This is a genomic window from Kocuria sp. CPCC 205231 (assembly GCF_040980965.1).
GTDB classification, from domain to species: domain Bacteria; phylum Actinomycetota; class Actinomycetes; order Actinomycetales; family Micrococcaceae; genus Kocuria; species Kocuria rosea.
This window is the reverse complement of sequence record NZ_JAVKPP010000005.1, coordinates 101,339-121,552: the sequence shown is the minus strand read 5'-3', so window position 1 is coordinate 121,552 and position 20,214 is coordinate 101,339. Positions and strand designations below refer to the sequence as shown.

General features: G+C 73.8%; 17 protein-coding genes. 4 read left to right on the top strand and 13 right to left on the bottom strand.

The window, feature by feature from the left end:
• Positions 1 to 15: 15 nt before the first annotated feature.
• The 6 genes from RF640_RS06665 to RF640_RS06640 all read right to left on the bottom strand — a co-directional run bounded on the left by RF640_RS06665 (position 16) and on the right by RF640_RS06640 (position 8,508).
• A complete protein-coding gene (locus tag RF640_RS06665; protein WP_035925458.1) occupies positions 16 to 1,068 on the bottom strand; it encodes an LLM class flavin-dependent oxidoreductase in 1,053 nt (350 codons plus the stop codon).
• Between the two features lie 91 nt (positions 1,069 to 1,159).
• Complete coding sequence (locus RF640_RS06660; protein ID WP_368827198.1) at positions 1,160 to 1,861, bottom strand: hypothetical protein; 702 nt, start codon at positions 1,859 to 1,861, stop codon at positions 1,160 to 1,162.
• Between the two features lie 162 nt (positions 1,862 to 2,023).
• The gene (ggt, locus tag RF640_RS06655) at positions 2,024 to 3,874 is read right to left on the bottom strand and encodes a gamma-glutamyltransferase (protein ID WP_368827196.1); all 1,851 of its coding nucleotides are present in this window, start codon (positions 3,872 to 3,874) and stop codon (positions 2,024 to 2,026) included.
• 45 nt (positions 3,875 to 3,919) lie between these two features.
• The gene (locus RF640_RS06650) at positions 3,920 to 7,450 is read right to left on the bottom strand and encodes a proline dehydrogenase family protein (protein WP_368827194.1); all 3,531 of its coding nucleotides are present in this window, start codon (positions 7,448 to 7,450) and stop codon (positions 3,920 to 3,922) included.
• A 131-nt stretch (positions 7,451 to 7,581) separates the two neighbouring features.
• A complete protein-coding gene (locus RF640_RS06645) occupies positions 7,582 to 8,055 on the bottom strand; it encodes a DUF2867 domain-containing protein (protein WP_035925446.1) in 474 nt (157 codons plus the stop codon).
• A gap of 54 nt (positions 8,056 to 8,109) precedes the next feature.
• Positions 8,110 to 8,508, bottom strand: coding sequence for an NUDIX hydrolase (locus RF640_RS06640; protein ID WP_251356289.1), 399 nt, complete (start codon positions 8,506 to 8,508; stop codon positions 8,110 to 8,112).
• A 155-nt stretch (positions 8,509 to 8,663) separates the two neighbouring features.
• On the opposite strand from RF640_RS06640, the gene RF640_RS06635 reads away from it, so the two are divergent.
• The gene (locus RF640_RS06635) at positions 8,664 to 9,737 is read left to right on the top strand and encodes a low specificity L-threonine aldolase (protein WP_017832976.1); all 1,074 of its coding nucleotides are present in this window, start codon (positions 8,664 to 8,666) and stop codon (positions 9,735 to 9,737) included.
• Positions 9,738 to 9,820: 83 nt separating this feature from the next.
• Here the strand turns inward: RF640_RS06635 and RF640_RS06630 are convergent, their stop codons facing one another.
• Entirely contained in the window at positions 9,821 to 10,444 is a 624-nt protein-coding gene (locus RF640_RS06630; protein ID WP_368827191.1) for a TetR/AcrR family transcriptional regulator, read from the bottom strand.
• Between the two features lie 239 nt (positions 10,445 to 10,683).
• Between RF640_RS06630 and RF640_RS06625 the strand changes: the two genes are divergently transcribed.
• The gene (locus tag RF640_RS06625) at positions 10,684 to 11,397 is read left to right on the top strand and encodes a DUF899 domain-containing protein (RefSeq protein WP_368827189.1); all 714 of its coding nucleotides are present in this window, start codon (positions 10,684 to 10,686) and stop codon (positions 11,395 to 11,397) included.
• A gap of 8 nt (positions 11,398 to 11,405) precedes the next feature.
• Here RF640_RS06625 and RF640_RS06620 read toward each other — a convergent pair whose 3' ends face one another.
• From RF640_RS06620 to eat, 5 genes are all read right to left on the bottom strand, one after another.
• Positions 11,406 to 12,182, bottom strand: coding sequence for a 3-oxoacyl-ACP reductase (locus RF640_RS06620; protein ID WP_284563174.1), 777 nt, complete (start codon positions 12,180 to 12,182; stop codon positions 11,406 to 11,408).
• An 82-nt stretch (positions 12,183 to 12,264) separates the two neighbouring features.
• Positions 12,265 to 13,626 (bottom strand): aldehyde dehydrogenase, encoded by a 1,362-nt coding sequence (locus RF640_RS06615; protein WP_368827187.1) that lies wholly within the window; start codon positions 13,624 to 13,626, stop codon positions 12,265 to 12,267.
• Positions 13,623 to 14,453: a gamma-glutamyl-gamma-aminobutyrate hydrolase family protein gene (locus RF640_RS06610; protein ID WP_017832970.1), complete on the bottom strand. Its 831-nt coding sequence runs from the start codon at positions 14,451 to 14,453 to the stop codon at positions 13,623 to 13,625. The genes RF640_RS06615 and RF640_RS06610 overlap by 4 nt, the downstream gene beginning before the upstream one ends.
• Entirely contained in the window at positions 14,434 to 15,816 is a 1,383-nt protein-coding gene (locus tag RF640_RS06605; protein WP_017832968.1) for a glutamine synthetase family protein, read from the bottom strand. Before RF640_RS06605 ends, RF640_RS06610 begins: the two co-directional genes overlap by 20 nt.
• Before the next feature lie 71 nt (positions 15,817 to 15,887).
• Positions 15,888 to 17,318 (bottom strand): ethanolamine permease, encoded by a 1,431-nt coding sequence (gene eat / locus RF640_RS06600; RefSeq protein WP_144836404.1) that lies wholly within the window; start codon positions 17,316 to 17,318, stop codon positions 15,888 to 15,890.
• A 181-nt stretch (positions 17,319 to 17,499) separates the two neighbouring features.
• On the opposite strand from eat, the gene RF640_RS06595 reads away from it, so the two are divergent.
• Positions 17,500 to 17,640 carry a hypothetical protein gene (locus RF640_RS06595; protein ID WP_186374918.1) on the top strand — a complete coding sequence of 47 codons (141 nt, stop codon included), beginning with the start codon at positions 17,500 to 17,502 and terminating at the stop codon, positions 17,638 to 17,640.
• A gap of 170 nt (positions 17,641 to 17,810) precedes the next feature.
• Positions 17,811 to 18,569, top strand: coding sequence for a FadR/GntR family transcriptional regulator (locus tag RF640_RS06590; RefSeq protein WP_017832965.1), 759 nt, complete (start codon positions 17,811 to 17,813; stop codon positions 18,567 to 18,569).
• A gap of 178 nt (positions 18,570 to 18,747) precedes the next feature.
• On the opposite strand, the gene RF640_RS06585 is transcribed toward RF640_RS06590, so the two are convergent.
• Positions 18,748 to 20,196, bottom strand: coding sequence for an OFA family MFS transporter (locus RF640_RS06585; protein WP_368827184.1), 1,449 nt, complete (start codon positions 20,194 to 20,196; stop codon positions 18,748 to 18,750).
• Between the last annotated feature and the right edge of the window lie 18 nt (positions 20,197 to 20,214).

The window sequence follows — 20,214 nt, the reverse complement described above, 5'->3', positions numbered from 1 at the left end:
CCAGCCGGGGCGGGGCTACGCGGCGGTGCCCGCGGGCAGGTCGGCGGTCATGTCCTCGACGTAGCGGCGCACCTCGGTGCCGAAGAGCTCGATGCTGCGCCGCATCCGGGCGTGGTCCAGGGTGCCCACCGCGTACTTGAGGTCGAAGCGCGAGGCGCCGAGCGCCGCCGAGGACCGGACGATCTTGCGGGCGACCGTCTCCGGGGAGCCCACGAAGTAGGCGCCCTCCGGCCCGCACATCGCGTCGAACTCCGCGCGGGTCAGCGGGCCCCAGCCGCGCTCCCTGCCGATCCGGGCGTGCGTGTACGCCTGGTGCGGGAAGAACTCCTCGCGGGCCTGCTCGTCGGTCTCCGCGACGTAGCCCGGGGAGTGGAAGGCCACCGGCTGCGGCTCCTTCTCGAAGTGCTCGAGGGCCTGGCGGTAGTAGTCGGCGAAGGGCGCGAAGGCCGAGGGGCTGCCGCCGATGATCGCGAAGATGACGGGCAGCCCGTAGTGGGCGGCGCGGACCACCGAGTTGGGCGAGCCGCCCACGGCGATCCACGTGCGCAGCGCGCCGGCCTCGGTCTTGGGGTAGACCTCCAAGCCCTGGATGGGCGCGCGCAGCCGGCCCTGCCAGTCGATCCGGCCCTCGGTGCGGAGCCGGTCGAACAGCTGCAGCTTCTCCTCGAACAGCGCCTCGTACTCGTCCAGCGGGTAGCCGAACAGCGGGAAGGACTCGGTGAAGGAGCCGCGGCCCAGGATGACGTCGGCGCGGCCGGAGGAGAGGGCGTCCACGGTGGCGAAGCGCTGGTAGACCCGCACCGGGTCGTCGGAGCTGAGCACGGTCACCGCGGAGCCCAGGCGGATCCGCTCCGTGACCGTGGCGATGCCGGCGAGCACCGTCTCGGGCGAGGAGACCGCGAAGTCCTCCCGGTGGTGCTCGCCGATGCCGAAGAAGTCCAGTCCCACCTGGTCGGCCAGCACCGCCTCGGCCACGACGTTGCGGATCACCTGAGCCCCGCCGAGCATCCGCCCGTCCGGCCCGGGGTAGAGGTCGCCGAAGGTGTTCAGGCCGAGCTGGATGGTCATGCGGGGCTCCTCGTCGCAGATTTTGTGGATACATCCATAAAAGTCGTCGGCGGGCCGGCTTATTCCGGTGCCGCTGCGGCCGGGGTCCGGCTCAGCGGGTGAGCCACTCCCAGGCGGTGTGCTTCTCGGGGCCGGGGACGCCGCTGACGATCCACGCGATGTCGTCCGTGGAGAGCGGGAACGGGGGCTCCCCCTCCTGGTCGGCGGGCTCCAGCTCGTCCACGTGCTCGAGGCTCCACAGCTCGGCGAACACCTGGGTGGGGCCGCGCCGGTCCACCAGCCGCTCGCGGACCTCCTCGGCGAGCTCGTCCAGGTGGTCCTGCAGGAACCCGGCGAGCTCCGCCGCGAACCCCTCCGCCCCCTCCTCCGCGGGGTCGATCTCCCACGTCTGCCGCACGACCGCCAGGGCCTCGTCGTCGCCCAGGGGGGCGCCGTCCCGGCGGGGGTCGGGCGCCCCCGCGGGGGCCGGCTCGCCGGCGGCGACGGCCAGGAAGCGCTCCTGGAGGACGAACAGCGCGGCGACAGTCATCAGGTCGTGCACCCGCCGGCCGACGGCGTCGTCGTCCTCCGGCCCGGCGGCCGCGCCGTCGGCATCCCCGCCGGCGAGGCCCTCCCAGGCGTGGCGCACCCAGGCGCGGACGCGGTCGGGCTCGCCCGAGCGGATCGAGGACGGGCGGATCGAGGACGGGCGCCACCCGGCCGTGGCCGCCCGCCACCGGTCGTCCAGGGCGGGGTCCCCCGGCACGACGGGCTCGGAGGGGCCGGGACGGTCGGCGGGCGGGTGGCTGAACACGGTGCGGCTCCTGGGTCGGACGGACGTGGCGCGGGACGCGCGGTCCGGACCCAGCCTAGGACGTGTCCCGGCGGTCCCCGGGCCCCGTCCGGAGCGGACGGGGCCCGGGGCCTCGGTGACAGGTCAGCGACAGGTCAGCGGCCGGTCAACAACAGGGCGGCATCACGGCTCGGGGTGCACCACCATGGCGGAGCCGCCGTAGCCGCGCTCGGTCTCGGCCGCCGCCTCGAAGCGGCCGTCGCCGAGGAACCGGATGGCGGAGGCGTTGCCGATCCAGCGGCGCGGGGGCGGGACCAGCTCGTGACCCAGGTCGCTCAGCTGACGGCCGACCTCGGACTCGGCCAGGCCGAGGTCCACCTCCTCGGCCCCGTTGCGGGAGCTCAGCCGGGGCGCGGCCACGGCGTCGACGAGGTCGAGGTCCCGGTCGATGTGCCCGGTGAGGATCTGCGCCACCGTGGTGATGATCGTGGCGCCGCCGGGGGTGCCCACCGACATCCACGGCTCCCCGTCCCGGAGCACGATCGTGGGGCTCATCGACGAGCGGGGCCGCTTGCCCGGGCCGGGCAGGTTCGGGTCCGGCACGCCCTCGGTGACGGGCGCGAAGTTGAAGTCGGTCAGCTCGTTGTTGAGCAGGAACCCGTGGTCCGGGACCGTGATCCCGGAGCCGCCGGTCTGCTCGATGGTGAGGGTGTAGGAGACCACGTCGCCCCACCGGTCGGCCACGTTGAGGTGGGTGGTCGAGACGCCGCCCACGGGCTCGGGCTGACGGGCCCCGGCCGTCCCGCAGGCGGCGTAGTCCCCGTCCGGCTCGCCGAAGGGGATCGGCCGCTCCTGGGCCGCGGCGGGGTCGAAGAGGCAGGCGCGCTCGTCGGCGAACTCCTGGCTCATGAGCTCCTCGACGGGCACGCCCTCCACGTCCCCGATCCACCGGTTGCGGTCGGCGAAGGCGGTCGCCGTGGCCTCCGAGAAGCGGTGCAGGTACTGGGTCCCGGAGACTTCGTCGAGACCCGTCCCGGTGCGCTCGTCGTAGGCCTCCAGGAGGTTCAGGGTCTCGGCCACCGTGATGCCGCCGGAGCTGGGCAGGCCCATGCCGTAGACCTCCAGGCCGCGGTACTCGGTGGAGACAGGGTCCTTGAGCAGGGCCTCGTAGGACCCCAGGTCCTCGAGGGTCAGCTCCCCGGGGAGCACCTCCACCCCCTCGGCGGTGGTGGGCTCCCGGCTCGCGTCGACGACCGCCGCCCCGATCGACCCGTCGTAGAAGGCGCCGGTGCCCTCGTGCCGAATGGTGCGGTAGGTGCGGGCGAGGTCGGGGTTGCGGAACACGGTGCCGACCGCGGGCGCCTCGCCGTCGCGCAGGAACAGCTCCGCGGTCTCGGGGAACCTCCCGAAGCGCTCGGCGTTCTGGGCGGTCTGCTCCTGGAAGTTCTCGTCCACCACGAAGCCGCGGGCGGCGATCCGCTCCGCGGGCCGCAGCAGCCGGTGGAGGTCCATCGTGCCGAACTCCTCGGCCGCGGTCTCCCACGTGGCCAGGGTGCCGGGCACGCCCACGGACTTCCCGGAGCTGACCACGGTGGCGAAGTCGAGGGGCTCGCCGTCCTCGCCCAGGAACTCGTCCTCCGTGAACGTGGCCGGGGCCGTCTCGCGCCCGTCGACCGTGCGGACCTCGCCGGTCTCCGCGCTGTAGTGCACGAAGAACCCGCCGCCGCCGATGCCCGCGGAGTACGGCTCGGTGACGCCCAGGGCCGCGGCCGCGGCCACGGCGGCGTCGGCGGCGTTGCCGCCCCGCTCGAGCACGTCGATGCCGACCTGGCTCGCGAGCGGGTCCACGGAGGAGACCGCGCCGCCGCCGCCGGTCATGACGGGGACCTTCGGCAGCTCGGCGGTGACGGGCGAGCCCCGGCCCCCGTGCTGCCGGTCGTCGTGCGCGACGGCCGCAGAGCCGCCGAGAACGGTGCCGGAGACGCCGAGCGCTCCGGCCAGACCCAGTGCGAGGTACCTCAGGGATGCGCGCATGGGCTCAGCCTCGCACCGGCGCCTCGTCCCCACCAGGGGCGACGCCTACATTTCGACCGGTGGCGCCGGGGTGCCCAGGCCCGGCGAGGACGCGATCAGCCGGCGCACCACCGTCTCGGCGTCCGTCGAGGGGTTCCCGAAGCGGTGCATCGTCACGGACACGGCCTGCTCCGCGAGCAGCGGGAGCATCTCCACGCGGGAGGCGCCGACCACCGGCCCGGTGAGCAGCGCGACCTCGGGCCGCTCGGCGAGCGCCTCGGCCAGGCCCGGCGCGGTGCCCACCACCCGGATCCGTCCGGCCCCGCTCGGATCGGACCAGTCGGCGGCGACGCGGGCGAAGGCCTCGTCACCGCAGGGGTCCAGCACCGAGCGGAAGAGCTCCTGCACCTGCGCGGGGACCTCCCCCGCGGGGACGAGGACCACGCGGGCGCCGGAGCGCACCGCGGCCAGCCCCACCCGGATCACGTCCGTGAGCGGGGCGTCCTCGGCCGCGCGCACGACGACGTCGCGCGGGCGGTAGCGGAACAGGTTGGCCTCGGACTGCAGGCCGGTGGGGTCGTGGGCGCGGCCGAACTCCCCGTCCCACCACGCCTGGTCCTGCTCGGCGCAGGCCGTCAGCCAGGCGGCGTCCGAATCGGGCACGAGGGGGCGGAGCTCCGCGAGGTGGTGGGCGACGGACGCGGAGAGCTCGGTGCCGGCCTGCTCGGAGGGGGCCTCCGCGAAAGGAGCCTTCTGCCACGAGCCGAGCTGGACCAGGTAGTTCGGTCCGCCGGCCTTGGCGCCCAGGCCCACCGAGGACCGCTTCCAGCCGCCGAAGGGCTGGCGCTGGACGATCGCCCCGGTGATGCCGCGGTTGACGTAGAGGTTGCCGGCCGTGACGAGCTCCACCCACGTGCTGACCTCGTCGGGGTCCAGGGAGTGCAGCCCGGCGGTCAGCCCGTACTCGACCGCGTTCTGCAGCTCGATCGCCTCCTGCAGGTCCGCGGCCTCCATCAGCCCCAGGACGGGGCCGAAGCACTCGGTGCGGTGGAAGAAGGAGCCGGGGGCCACCCCCGTCCTGATCCCGGGCCGCCACAGCCGCCCGGTGTCGTCGAGCTGCCGCGGCTCGAGCAGCCACTGCTCCCCCGGGTCGAGGCGGGTCAGGGCGCGGTGCAGCTTCTCACCGGGCTCGGCGATCACCGGGCCCACCGAGGCCTGCAGGTTCTGCGGCCAGTCCACGACCATCGAGGACGCGGCGTCCAGCAGCTGCCGGCGGAACCGCTCGGACCGCGCCACGCTGCCCACGAGGATCCCGAGGGAGGCCGCCGAGCACTTCTGCCCGGCGTGGCCGAACGCGCTGGTCACGAGGTCCCACACGGCCCGGTCCCGGTCCGCGCTGGGCGTGATGACCAGGGCGTTCTTGCCCGAGGTCTCCGCGGTCATCGGCCGCCCCGCCCGCCAGGACTGGAAGAGCCGGGCCGTCTCGTAGGCGCCGGTGAGGACGATGCGGTCCACCCCGGGGTGGGAGACGAGGGCCTGCCCCACCTCCCCCTCCACGGAGTCGACGAGCTGGAGCACGTCCCGCGGCACGCCGGCCTCCCACAGCGCCTCGACCACGGCGGCCGAGCAGCGCCGGGCCTCCGGGGCGGGCTTGTGCAGCACGGCGGCGCCGGCGGCCAGGGCCGCGACCGTGGAGCCGGTGGGGATCGCCAGCGGGAAGTTCCACGGCGGGGTGACCAGCACGAGCCGGTCCGGGACGAACCGGGCGCCGTCCACGGTCTCGAGCTCGAGGGCGCGGCGGGCGTACCAGCGGCAGAAGTCGATCGCCTCCGAGACCTCCGGGTCCGACTGGCCCAGGGTCTTGCCCGCCTCCGCGCCGGCCACCGCCAGCAGGTGCCCGCGGCGGGCGGCCAGGACGTCGGCCGCCCGGTTGAGGATCTCCGCCCGCTCGCGGGCGCCGCGGCCGTGCCATCCCTCGGCGGCGTCCCGTCCCGTGCGCACGAGCCGCTCGACGTCCTGCGCGCCGACGGGGTCGGGCACGGCCAGGGCCTCGTACCAGGAGCGGTCCGGAATCCGGGCCGCGATCCCGTCCGCCCACGCCTGGTTCGCGGGGACCGAGACGTCGGTGTCCGGCTCGTTGCGGAAGGGCTCCTCCAGCGGCAGGTGCGCGGACCCGGCGTCGGGCGCGGTGCGGTCCTGGGCGCGGGCGGGGGCCGGGGCGGTGTCCTGCCGCGGGTCCAGCGCCTCGAGGGCGGCCCGGAAGCGCTGCTCCTCCCGTGCGAAGACCTCGTTGTCCGGGGCCAGCTCGAAGATCCCGGACATGAAGTTCTCGTGCGAGGCGTTCTCCTCGAGCCGGCGCACGAGGTAGGACACGGCCACGTCGAACTCGGCCGGGCGCACGGCGGGCACGTAGAGCAGCAGCTGCCCGACGTCGGCGCTCACGGCCCTCGCCTGCTCGACCGCCATGCCCTGGAGCATCTCGAACTCGATCCGCTCCGTCACGCCGCGGCGCTCGGCGAGCAGGTGGGCGAAGGCGATGTCGAAGAGGTTGTGCCCGGCCACCCCCAGCCGCAGCCCCGTCATCCGGCCGGGCACGAACAGCCAGTCGAGGACCCGCTTGTAGTTGGTGTCGGTCTCCTGCTTGCTGCTCCACGTGGCCAGGGGCCAGCCGTGGAGCTCGGCGTCCACGCGCTCCATGGGGAGGTTCGCGCCCTTCACGAGCCGCACCTTGATCCCCGCGCCCCCGGCCTCGACCCGCGCGGCGGACCACACCGAGAGCCGCCGCACCACCGCGAGCGCGTCCGGCAGGTAGGCCTGGACCACGATCCCCGCCTCGAGACCCCGCAGCTCCGGGTGCTCCAGGAGACGGGTGAACACCTCGGTGGTCAGGTGCAGGTCGGAGTAGACCTCCATGTCGAGGTTGATGAACTTGCTCCCGGCCGGGGCCTGGGCGGCGGCCCGGTAGACGGGCAGCAGCCGCTCGACGACCTTCGCCACGGTCCCCTCGAAGCCCCAGTGGGACAGCTGCGGGACCACGGAGGAGACCTTGACGGACACGTAGTCGACGTCGTCCCGGTCCAGCAGCGCCGCGGCGTCGGCGAGGTGCTTGTCCGCCTCCTCCACGCCGAGGACCTCCTCGCCCAGCAGGTTGATGTTGAGCCGGTGGCCCTGGGCCGTCAGCTTCTTCACGGCCTGCCCGAACGGCCGGGGGCGGGCATCGACGATCATGTGGCCCACGAGCTGGCGGAGCCGGGTGCGGGCGGCGGGGACGACCACCTGCGGCGCCGAGGCCGAGAGCGCGGCCCCGAGCCGGATCTGGGCGCGGTCCGCCGCGGACATGGTGCGGGGCACGATCTCGGCGAGCGCGTGCAGGGCCCGCCCGGCGGCCCGCACGTCCTCGGTGCGCACCACCCGGTCCACGAAGCCGACGGTGAACTCGAGCCCGTGCGGGTCCTGGAGGACGGTGGCGAGCCGGTCGGCGGCGCCGTCGCGGTGCCGGCGGCCCTCGGCGGCGCGCACGAGCCACTCGCGGACCAGGGCGACGGCCTCGTCGGCCAGGGCGCGGGAGTCGGGGACGGACGGGGCGTCGGCGGTCATGGCGGCACTCTCCTGGAGGCTCCGCCCGGCAGCGGTGCCGAGGCACTCCCCCGGCCGCCGGCCGCGTCCACCGGGCGTCACGGTGGCCGGTGAGTCCACGCTACGGCCGGAGCGGCCGGGGCGGAAGAGCCCTAACCGCCCGCCTGCCGCAGGATGTCCGTGGCGAGCCGGCCCAGGACGGCCTTGTGCGGGGCGAGCATGGCGTACCAGTAGGCCCGGCCGGCCGGGCCCGCGGGGCGGAACACCGTAGTCTGGCGGTAGACGAGAGTGCCGTCGGGTCCCGGTTCCAGGCAGATGTCCAGCCAGGCGTCCCCCGGCATCCGCACGACGGACCGCAGCCGCAGCCGCCGCGGCGGCTCGAGGGCCTCGACCGTCCACCAGTCCAGGCGCTCCCCGGCCGCCAGGCGGTCCGGGTGCTCGCGGTGGCGCAGCCGCCCGGGCGGGAGGTTCAGCCGGTTGGCCGTGGCGCGGGCGGCCCAGAGGCGGTCGGTGCTGTACCAGCCGCGCTCGCCGCCGATGCCCTCGACGACCGCCCAGACCGCGTCCCGGTCCGCCGTGGTGGTGCGCTCCACGGTGTCGACGTAGAAACCCCGCGTCTGTGCCATGCCCCTATCCAAGCACGCGCTCCGGGCCCGGACGAGAGGCCGGGCCCGCGGGTCTCAGGCCGGGCGGATCCCGAACCGTGCGAGGTGCTCCAGCAGGCCGTCGGTGGTCTCGAGCCCCGGCAGCTCCTCCGGGGCCACCCAGCGCACGGCGTCGGCGTCGTCGCCGGGGCGCAGCACACCGCCGAGGTAGGTCGCGGCGACGTCGTGCACCTCGTACACGAGGCCCGGTCCCCCGGGGACGTGCACCACCCCCAGCTCGCGCTCCGCGCGGACCCGGGCGCCGGTCTCCTCGAAGGCCTCCCGGACGGCGGCCTCGGCCACGGTCTCGCCCGGCTCCAGCTTCCCGCCCGGCACGCTCCAGCGCCCGCGCTGGGGCTCCCGGCCCCGGCGGACCAGCAGCAGCCGGCCGTCCTCCCCGACGACCACCGCCGCGGCGGCCCGGACGATGCGCATGCCCCGAGCCTACCGACGGCCCGGGCCGGGCGGCCCCGGGCGGGGCCCGGACCGGACTGCCCCGGGCCCGGTGCGGGTCCGGACTGCCCCGGCGGGGGCGCGAGTAGAGTGCGAGTGCCGCCCGGCACACCGCCGATCCACCGGAAGGGCCACCCGTGACCGACTCCGTCCTGTCCCGCCTGCACGACCCCGCCCGGAAGGGCTTCGCCAGCGACAACCACGCGGGCGTCCACCCCGAGGTGCTCCAGGCCCTGGCGACCGCCAACGGCGGGCACGTGGGGGCCTACGGCGCGGACCCCTACACCGAGGCGCTGCAGGACGTGGTCCGCCGGCACTTCGGCGAGCAGGCGGAGTGCTATCCCCTGTTCAACGGCACGGGGGCGAACGTCGTGGCGCTCGCGGCGATGACCGACCGCTGGGACGCCGCGATCTGCACCGCCACGGCCCACGCGCACGTGGACGAGTGCGGCGCCCCCGAGAAGGTCGCGGGCGTGAAGATGCTGGCGGTGCCCACCCCGGACGGGAAGCTCACCCCGGAGCTGATCGACCGGGAGGCGCACGGCTTCGGCTTCGAGCACCACGCCCAGCCCCGCGTCGTCACCGTCACCCAGTCCACCGAGCTCGGCACGGTCTACACGCCCGAGGAGCTGCAGGCGGTCTGCGAGCACGCGCACGGCCTGGGCCTGACGGTCCACCTGGACGGCGCCCGCCTCGCCAACGCCGCCGCGGCCCTGGACGTCCCGCTGCGGGCGCTGACCACCGACGCGGGCGTGGACGTGGTCTCGTGGGGCGGGACCAAGAACGGTCTGATGGGCGCGGAGGCCGTCGTGGTGCTCACCCCGGACGCCGTGCGCCAGCCCCGGTTCGTGCGCAAGCTCTCGACCCAGCTGGCCTCGAAGATGCGCTTCGTGTCCGCGCAGCTGCTGGCCCTGCACACGGGGGACCTGTGGCTCGAGGCGGCCCGCCGCGCCAATGCGATGGCCGGGCGGCTGGCGGCCGGGATCGCGGAGGTCCCCGGCGCCCGGGTGACGCAGACCCCCCAGGCCAATGCGGTCTTCGCGGTGCTCCCGGCCGGGACCACCGCCCGGCTGCAGGAGCGCTGGCCGTTCTACGTGTGGGACCCGGCCGTCGGCGAGGTCCGCCTGATGTGCTCGTGGGACACCACCGAGGAGGACGTGGACGGGTTCGTGGCGGCGCTGCGGGAGGACCTGGTCGCCGCCGCCCGCTGACCGGGCGCCGCTCGCGCGACCGCGGGGTGCCGCCGCCCGGGCTCCTGGGAAACGGCGCAGGTCCCGCGGCACGGGCCCGGCCGTCAGGCGATCCCGGTGATGATGTCGTCCACGACCCGCTCCGCCCACCGGTCGACCCGCTCGGGACTCTGCCCGCGCAGGGGGCCGTGGACCACGAGCTCCGCGAAGCCGTGCACGGCGCTCCAGCAGGCCCACTCCGCGCCGTCCCGCCGCTCGCGCGAGAGCGCGCCTGCCTCGACCATGCCGTCGAGCTCCTCCACCAGCAGCGCGAACGGCGGCGGCAGGCGGTCGTGGGGGTCGTGGAGCACGTCGCCCGGCCCGCCGCCCGGTCCGAAGAAGGCCGTCGCGAACCACCCCGGCTCGGCCACGGCGAAGGCGATGTAGCCGAGCCCCACCCCGCGGAGCCGGAGCCGCGCCCGGTCCTGCGGATCGAGGTCCCCCGCCACGGGCATCCGCGCCCGCATCCGCTCGGCCATCCGGTCCTGGATCTCGTGCGCGACCGCCGCCAGGAGGGCCTGCCGGTCGGCGAAGTGCCGGTACGCGGCGTTCGGCGAGACGCCCGCCTGACGGGTGACGTCACGCAGCCCCAGGGCCGCCGCACCGCGGGCCCGCGTCGCGGCGAGGCCGGCGTCGACCAGGGCTCTGCGGAGATCACCGTGGTGGTAGGAATCCCGTGTGCGCGGCACCCTTGACCTCTCTTTCCATCGATGTGTACGGTGTACACACTCTACTGGTCCACGGTGCCGCGGGACGACGGCGCACCCTCTGGGCACGGACGGAGGAGTCCCGGCATGCGGACCCTGGTCATCACCGAGAACGTCACTCTCGACGGCGCGATCGAGATGCTCGACGCGCGGTCGTTCGGGTCCGGGGTCGACTGCGCCGCCCACCAGCCGGCCTGAGGCCGGACCGAGGAGGATCTGCCATGACCAGCACAGGACGGCCCCGTGTCGTCGACCAGGAGACCTGGCAGCGGGAGCTCGACGCGCTGCGCGTCCGGGAGAAGGCCGCCACCCGGGAGCTGGACGCGATCGCGGCGCGGCGCCGCCGACTGCCCATGGTGGAGCTGCCGGACTACACGCTGGAGGGCGAGGACGGGCCGGTCCGTCTCGTCGACGTCTTCGCCGGGAGGCGGCAGCTCATCACCTACCACCACATGTGGTTCCCCGGCGAGACCTGGCAGTGCGGAGGGTGCGCGAGCTTCACCTCGCAGTTCACCCGCCTGGACTTCCTCGACCGCTACGACGCCCGGTTCGTGGTCGTCACCCAGGGCCCGATCGACGAGGCGCTCGCCTACCGCCGTCGCGTCGGCAACCGCATGACCTGGTACTCCACCGCCGGCAGCCCGTTCGGCGCCGACGTCGGGGCTCCTCCGGGCGGAGAGTTCGCCCTGAACGTGTTCTTCCGGGACGGGGACACCGTCCACCGCACCTGGCACAGCAGCGGCCGCGGTGTCGAGCAGGTCAGCCACACCTTCCCGCTCATCGACCTGCTGCCCTGGGGGCGCCAGGAGGAGTGGCAGGACTCCCCCGAGGGCTGGCCGCAGTCGCCCACCTTCAGCGGGTGGCTCGGCTCCGAGGAGGTCGCCGCCCTCTACGGCGAGGAACCCGTGAACCGCCCTGCCGCCCCCGCCGACTGACCACTGGGTCACACCGGGGTGACGTAGGCCCCGGCGATCCCCCCGTCCACCAGGAACGTGGCGGCGTTGACGAACGAGGCGTCGTCGCTGGCCAGGAAGGCGACCGCCGCGGCGATCTCCTCCGGCTCCGCGAACCGCCCGGCCGGCACGTGCACGAGCCGGCGCTGGGCCTGCTCGGGGTCCGCGGCGAACAGCTCCTGCAGCAGCGGCGTGTTGACCGGGCCCGGGCACAGCGCGTTGACCCGGATCCCCTCCCGGGCGAACTGCACGCCCAGCTCCCGGCTCATCGAGAGCACGCCGCCCTTCGAGGCGCTGTAGGAGATCTGCGAGGTGGCCGCGCCCATGACGGCCACGAAGGACGCGGTGTTGATGATCGAGCCCCTCCCCTGCTCGCGCATGTACGGGATGGCGTGCTTGCAGCAGTGGAAGACGCTGGTGAGGTTGACCTCCTGCACCCTGCGCCACGCGTCGATCCCGGTGTCCAGGATGGAGCCGTCGTCGGTCGGGTTGATCCCGGCGTTGTTGAAGGCGACGTCCACCGACCCGTAGGCCTCGTAGGTCGCCGCGTAGAGGGCGATCACGTCGGCCTCGTCCGCCACGTCGGTGCGCACGAACAGCCCCCCGACCTCCTCGGCGGCCGCCTCCCCGGCCGCGGGGTTCAGGTCCGCGACGACGACGTGCGCGCCCTCGGCGGCGAGGCGGCGGGCCGCGGCGAGACCGATGCCGCTGCCCCCTCCCGTGATGACGGCGCTGCGGCCGACCAGACGGCGGGCGTTGACCTCCATGGGTCCTCCTTCGGTGGTGGGGGTTCGGTGGTGGGGGTTCGGTGGTGGGGGTTCCCCCGGGACGGGTGGTGGAACGGCGGCGTCAGTCGGTGGCCAGGAACACGTTCTTGGTCTCGGTGAACGCCTGCGGGGCGTCCGGGCCGAGCTCCCGGCCGAAGCCGGACTGCTTGAAGCCGCCGAAGGGCGTCCAGTAGCGCACCGAGGCGTGCGAGTTGACGGAGAGGTTCCCGGCCTCGACGGCGCGGGACACCCGCAGCGCGCGGCCGACGTCCCGGGTCCAGATCGACCCGGAGAGCCCGTACTCGGTGTCGTTGGCGATCCGGACGGCGTCCGCCTCGTCCTCGAACGGCACCACGGCGAGCACGGGGCCGAAGATCTCCTCCCGGAACACCCGGGAGTCCGGGGACGGGGTGAGCACGGTCGGCGGGAACCACCAGCCGGGGCCCTCGGGGGCGGTCCCGCGGAAGGCGACCCGGGCGTCGTCGTCGGCGAGGAAGCCGGCCACGGAGTCACGGTGCGCGGCGGAGACCAGCGGGCCCATCCGCGTGCCCTCGTCCCACGGGTCCCCGCAGGCGAAGTCCCGCACGGCTGGCTCCAGCAGCTCCAGGAACCTCTCCAGCACGGAGCGCTGGACCAGCACGCGGGAGCGGGCGCAGCAGTCCTGGCCCGCGTTGTCGAGGGCGCCGGCGGGGGCGGACGCGGCGGCCTGCTCCAGGTCGGCGTCCGCGAAGACGATGTTGGAGTTCTTCCCGCCCAGCTCGAGGGTCAGGCGCTTGACCTGCTCCGCGCAGCCGGCCATGATCCGCCGGCCCACCTCGGTGGAGCCGGTGAACACGACCTTGCGGACGGCGGGGTGGGTCACGAAGCGCTCCCCCACCACCGAGCCCCTGCCCGGCAGTACGGTGAGCACGCCCTCGGGCAGACCCGCCTCCAGCGCCAGCTCCCCGAGCCGGATCGCGGTCAGCGGGGTGAGCTCGGCCGGCTTGAGCACCACCGTGTTGCCGGCGGCGAGCGCCGGGGCGAAGCCCCACGCGGCGATCGGCATGGGGAAGTTCCAGGGCACGATCACGCCCACCACGCCCAGGGGCTCGTGGAAGGTGAGGTTGACCCCGCCCTGGACGGGGATCTGCCGCCCCGAGAGCCGCTCGGGCGCCCCGGAGTAGTAGGTCAGCACGTCCCGGACGTTGCCCGCCTCCCAGCGGGCGTTGCCGATGGTGTGCCCCGCGTTGCGGACCTCCAGGGCCGCGAGGTGCTCGAGGTCGGCGTCCACCGCGTCGGCGAAGCGGCGCAGCAGCCGGGCGCGGTCGGCGGGGGCGACGGTCCGCCAGGTCTCGAAGGCCCGCCGGACCCGTTCGATCGCCGCGTCCGTCTGCTCCAGGGAGGTCAGCTCGACGGTGCCGACGACCTCCTCCGTGGCGGGGTCGATGATCTGCGTGGTGGTCATGGGATGCGGGTGTCCTCTCGCTGTGGAGCGTGCTCTGCCCGGCCGGTCCCCCCGGGGCTGTCGTGCCGGGCGCTGTACTGCCGGGCGCGGTCCTGCGCGTAGCCGTGGGCCACGCGGACGAACCCCTCGAAGAGCCGGGAGTCCTTCCGGTTCTCCTCGGGGTGGAACTGGACGCCGAGCGTCCAGCCGCCCTCGGTGGTCTCCACGGCCTCGACCGTCCCGTCCTCGGCGCGGGCGGTCACCACCAGGCCCTCGGCCACCGTCTCCAGGGCCTGGTGGTGGTAGCACGGGGACCACGCCGTCTCGCCCAGCAGCTCGCGGCAGCGGCTGCCCGGCTCGGTGGCGAACTCGACCTCGCCGTACCGGCCCGGTCCGGGCTGGTAGCGCGCGGCGTTCGCGTTGACGTCCGGCAGGTGCTGGATCAGCGTGCCGCCGAGCGCCACGTTGAGGATCTGGGCGCCGCGGCAGATCGCGAACAGGGGCACCCCGCGCTCCAGGGCCGCCCGGGTCAGGGCGAGGTCGTGCTCGTCGCGGGAGGGCTGGGACGAGGTCAGCTCGTGCCGGTCGGCGCCGTAGAACCGCGGGTCCACGTCCACGCCGCCGATGACGACCAGCCCGTCCACGAGCTCGAGCACCCCCGGGTCCGTGCCCACCGGGGGCAGCAGCAGGGGCGTGCCCCCGGCCGCCGCGACGGCCTCCACATAGGCGCCCGGGACGATCGCCGCCACGGAGCTCCAGACCCCCCAGGAGCCCTCCTGGTAGTAGGTGGTCAGGGCGATCCGCGGCCGGTACCCGGCGCCGCCCGGCTCAGAGGCGCTCGAAGCCACGGCGCAGCTCCCAGTCGGTGACGGCGGCCTCGAAGGCCGCCAGCTCCACGTCGGCGTAGTGCACGTAGTGCTCGACGACGTCTTCGCCGAACAGCTCCCGCGCGAGCTCCGAGCCGGCCAGCAGGTCCCTGGCCTCGCGCATGGTCGAGGGCACCACGGGAGCGTCGGACTCGTAGGCGTTGCCCTCGGTCATCGGCTCCAGCTCGAGCTCCTGCTCCACGCCGTGCAGCCCAGAGGCGAGCATCGCGGCCAGCGCCAGGTACGGGTTCACGTCCCCGCCGGGGAGCCGGTTCTCCATCCGGGCGGACTGCCCGCTGCCCACGAGGCGCACGGCGCAGGACCGGTTGTCCACGCCCCAGGCCACCGAGGTGGGGGCGAAGCTGCCCTCGACGAAGCGCTTGTACGAGTTGATGGTGGGGGCGTAGAACAGCGTGAACTCGCGCATGGTCCGCAGCACCCCGGCGATGAAGTGCTCGTAGGTGCGGGACCGGGCGTTCCGCTCGCGGTCCCAGAAGACCAGTTCGCCGTCCGGCCCGCGCAGGGACATGTGGATGTGGCAGGAGCTGCCCTCGCGCTCGTTGGGCTTGGCCATGAAGGTGATGGACTTCCCCTGCTGGTGGGCGATCTGCTTCGAGGCCAGCTTGTAGACCACGTGGTTGTCCGCGGTGACCATGCCCTCGTCGTAGCGGAACGCGATCTCGTGCTGGCCCAGGTTGCACTCGCCCTTCGCGGACTCCACGGTCAGCCCGGCCGCGTACATGGCGTTGCGGATCTCCCGCAGCAGCGGCTCGACCCGCTGGGAGCCCAGCACGGAGTAGTCCACGTTGTACTGGTTGGCCGGGACCAGGTTCCGGTAGCCGGCGTCCCAGGCGTCCTCGTAGCTCGTGTTGTAGACGCAGAACTCCAGCTCGGTGCCGGTGACCATGGTGAAGCCCATGTCCCGGGCGCGGTCGAGCTGGCGGCGCAGCATGGACCGCGGGGACATCGGGATGGGCTGTCCGCCGTGGCCGGTGAGGTCGCACTGGATGAGGACCTGGCCGGGGTTGTGCGGCATCAGCCGGATCGTGTCGAGGTCCATGGCGAACTCCATGTCCCCGTAGCCCGAGGACCAGCTGCTGATCGAGTACCCGCCCACCGTGTTCATCTCGGTGTCCACGGCCAGCAGGTAGTTGCAGCCCTCGGCGCCCTCGTCGAGCACCGAGTCGAGGAAGAACTGCGCGTGGTTGAGCTTGCCCTGGAGCCGGCCCTGCATGTCGGTGAAGGCCAGGACCACGGTGTCCACGAGCCCGTCGGCCACGTGCTGCCGCAGCTGCTCGACGGTGAGCATCCGGTCGTTGCGCGGGTGCTGGGGAGTCTCGGTCATGGGTCCGGTCCTTCGTCGCTGGGATCGCTGGGGTGCTGGGGTCGCTGGGCGGGGAGTCGGGCGGAACGGGGTCAGTGCAGGTCCGCCTCGGCGGTGCGGATCTGCGCGAACTCCTCCTCGGGGGCGTGGCCCACGAGGCGGTGGCGGCTGTAGAACCAGTAGTAGGCGAGGAAGACGACGAACACGAGGGCCGTGATGGACGCGGCGAGCACGTCGACCAGGAACGTGGCGACCACGGCCACGAGCGCCAGGACCAGGGCGATGCCGGTGGTGACCACGCCGCCCGGGGTGCGGTAGCCGCGCGGGAGGTCCGGCTCGCGCAGCCGCAGCACGATGTGGGAGAGGTTCAGCAGCACGTAGGAGACGGTGGCGCCGAAGACCGCGATGTTGATGAGCAGTCCGCCGTCGCCCGTCACGGCCGCGAGCACGAAGCCCACGGTGCCGGGCACGATGAGGGCGACCCACGGGGTCCGGCGCTTGCCGGTCAGCGAGAGGAACCGGGGCAGGTACCCCGCCCGGGAGAGCGCGAACAGCTGCCGGGAGTACGCGAACATGATGGAGAAGAAGCTCGCGACCAGCCCGGCCAGGCCCGCGTAGTTGACGATGTCCGCCATGACGCTGTCCGCCCCGGCGACCGTGCGGATGGCCTCCGGCAGCGGGTTGTCCGAGGTGCTCATCGCCTCCGACCCGGCCGCCCCGGGCACCAGGATCAGCATGAGCGCGCCGGAGACCAGCAGGAAGGCCATGGCCACGATGATCCCGCGCGGCATGTCCCGGCGGGGGTCGGCGGTCTCCTCGGCGGCCAGCGGCACGCCCTCGATCGCCAGGAAGAACCAGATCCCGTAGACCAGGGCGGCCATCGCCCCCGCGTAGCCCATGGGCAGGAACGAGCTCGCCCCCACGGCGTCGTTCGGGACGATGTCGAAGAGGTTGGCGGCGTCGAAGTGCGGCACGAGCGCGACGACGGTCACTCCCAGCGCGAGGACCGCGACCACGGTGATCCCGAACATCAGCTTCAGCGCCTCGCCCACCCCGTACATGTGGATGCCCATGAACACCAGGTAGGTCACCAGGTACACGGGCCAGGAGTTGGTGATCCCGAACAGGCCCAGCGCCTCGATGTAGCCGCCGATGAACGTGGCGATCGCCGCCGGGGCCACGGCGTACTCGATGAGCACGGCCATCCCGGTGGCGAAGCCGCCGAGGGGGCCGAGGGCCCGGCGGGCGAACCCGTACCCGGCGCCGGCCGTGGGGAGGGTCGAGGAGAGCTCGGCGAGGCCGAAGACCATGCAGGTGTACATGAGGCCCATGAGCACGAAGGCGATGAGCAGCCCGCCCCACCCGCCCTCGGAGAGCCCGATGTTCCAGCCGGAGAAGTCCCCGGAGATGACGTAGGCGATGCCCAGGCCCGCGAGCAGGACCCACCCGGCGGCGCCGGAGCGGAGCTGGCGGTGCTGGAAGTACTCGTCGGTGCGGGTGGGCTGTGCTGGGGATTCGGGCATGGGACGATCCCTCCGGGATTCCACAAAGGTCTGAAAACAGACGTTTGGCGCGAGTGGTCACAGTCTGTGGGCTGCCCCGTGCCCCGTCAAGACCCCGCGGCGCACGGCCGGGCGGCCGCCGGGCCGGGCACGGACCGCGTCGCGGTGGAGCCGGCCCCCCGGATGCCGCAGAATGGTGGGCATGAACCAGACCACGTCCTCAGCCGCTGACCGCCCCGGCCGCGCCCGCTCCTGGGCCCTCATCGCCATCACGGCGGGCTTCCTCGTCTCCGCCGCCCTGATCATCGCGGTGGGCGTGGTCGCCATCGACCTCACCCACTAGGACCTCGGCCAGCCGTCCCGGCCGGAGGCAGCGGCGCGCCGTCCGGACCGGGCGGCGCGCCGCTGCTGCTCGTGGCCCCGTCCGGCGCGGAGGGCGGGGTCCCGCCGGAGGCGGTCCCCGGGGACCGTGACACCATGGGCGCACGTCGCACCGCAGGGAGGAGCGCCACCGTGAGCGATCCCGTCCAGCACCCCCGCATCCGGCCCGTGCGCCAGGGCAACGCCTTCGAGGAGGCCGTGGAGCGGATCCTCGACTCGATCCGGCTCGGCCTGTTCCGCCGGGGCGAGCGGCTCCCGCCCGAGCGGGAGACCGCGGCGATGCTCGGCATCTCGCGCGCCACGCTCCGGGAGGCCCTGCACGAGCTCCAGGTCGCCGGGGTCCTGGAGGTGGTCCGGGGCCGGTACGGCGGGACCTTCGTGACCGGTCGCACCGCCCTGCCGGACGAGGCCCTCCCCCCGGTGGACCCCGCGGACGTCGAGGACGTGCTCGTGTTCCGCGCCGTGGTCGAGCCCGCCGCGGCGGAGCTGGCCGCGGCGGCGTCCCTCAGTGCGGCCGCCCGGGAGCACCTGCTCGCGTGCCTGCGGCAGGTCGAGGAGAGCGCCCCGGAGGACTACCGCCCCGCCGACGCACGCTTCCACATCGCGGTGGCCGAGCTGGGCGGCTGTCCCAGCCTGGTCCGCGCCGTCGCGGAGGTGCGCTCGCGGGCCAGCGACCTGCTGGACCGGATCCCCGTCCTGCCGGTCAACCTCGAGCACTCCGACCGCCAGCACCGCGAGCTCACCGACGCCGTCCTGGCCGGCGACGCCCCCGCCGCCCGGGCCGCCTCCCTCGCCCATCTGGAGGGCACGGCCGCGCTGCTGCGCGGTTTCCTCGGGCACGCCGGGCAGTCCGACGACGACGCCCCCGGGGACGACCGCGGCCCGGTGTGACCCGCCGCCCGAGCAGCGGCCCGGTCAGGACGCGCCCGGCCCGTCAGCCGGTCGTTCAGCCGGTCGTTCAGCCGGTCAGACGAACAGCGCGGTCACCCGCGTGAGGGTCATCGTCACTCCGTAGGCGAGCGGGACCCCGACGAGGACCCAGCCCAGTGCCAGTCGTGCACGGCTCATGTCATGCCTCCTTCGGGGAGAGCTCGGTGTCGGACGTGCGCGAGGACTCGGTGCCGGCCTTCCCGGAGGCCTCGGCGCCGGACGCCGCGGTCCGGCGCTCGGGCTCGTGGTACTTGGCGTCCACGGGCTTGACCAGGAGGTTGGCGACGAAGCCGACGACCAGCAGGCCGACCATGGTCAGCAGCGCCGGCTGGTACGCCTGCGCTGTGAGCTCCCCGGGGGTGCCCTGGGCGTCGAGGAACGCGTTGACGATGAGGGGTCCAGCGATGCCCGCGGCGGCCCACGCCGTGAGCAGGCGGCCGTGGATGGCCCCCACCTGGAAGGTCCCGAAGAGGTCCCGCAGATAGGCCGGCACCGTGGCGAAGCCGCCGCCGTAGAACGAGATGATGACGAAGGCCAGCAGCACGAACAGCAGCGTGGAGGTCGAGCCGAACAGCGCCAGCACGGTGTAGAGGACCGCCCCGACACCGAGGTAGACCATGTAGATGCGCTTGCGGCCCAGCACGTCCGAGGTGGTGGACCACACGAAGCGCCCGCCCATGTTGCCGATGGACAGCAGGCCCACGAAGCCGCCGGCCACGGCCGCCGTCACGAGGGAGGCGCCGTCCGCCTGGCGGAAGAAGTCCTGGATCATGGGGGCGGCCTGCTCGAGGATGCCGATGCCGGCGGTCACGTTGCAGAACAGCACGATCCACACCAGCCAGAACTGCCGGGTGCGGATCGCGTTGCGGGCCGAGACGTGGTTCTTGGTGACGAGGGCCTTCGACTCGACCTTCGAGGGCTCGAACCCCTCGGGCTTCCAGTCCTCCGCGGGAACCTTGATGGTGAACGCGCCGAAGAGCATGTAGGCGAGGTAGACGACCGCGAGGGTCAGGAACAGCTTGCCGACGGCCTCCCCGCTCGCCACCCAGCCCTCGGTGCCGGAGTTCGGGTCGTAGAAGTTGAGCAGGGCCGCGGAGAGGGGGCTGGCGATCAGCGCGCCGCCGCCGAAGCCCATGATCGCCATGCCCGTGGCGAGGCCGGGGCGGTCGGGGAACCACTTGATCAGCGTGGAGACGGGCGAGATGTAGCCGATGCCCAGGCCGATGCCGCCGATGACGCCGTAGCCCAGGTAGACGAGCCAGAGCTGCTCGGTGAAGATGCCGAGCGCGCCGACCAGGAACCCGCCGGACCACAGCAGCGCCGCGGTGAACATGGCCCTGCGCGGCCCGCCGGTGTCCACCCACGTGCCGAAGACGGCGGCGGACAGGCCCAGCATGACGATGGCGATGGAGAAGATGATGCCGATCTGGGTCAGGCTCGCGTCGAAGTGCGCCACCAGCGCGTTCTTGTACACGCTGGTGGCGTAGGCCTGACCGATGCACAGGTGCACCGCGAGGGCGGCCGGCGGTATGAGCCAGCGGTTGAATCCCGGTGGTGCCACCGAGTGCTGCCGATCAAGCCATCCCATGCCCCGACTCCTCATCTG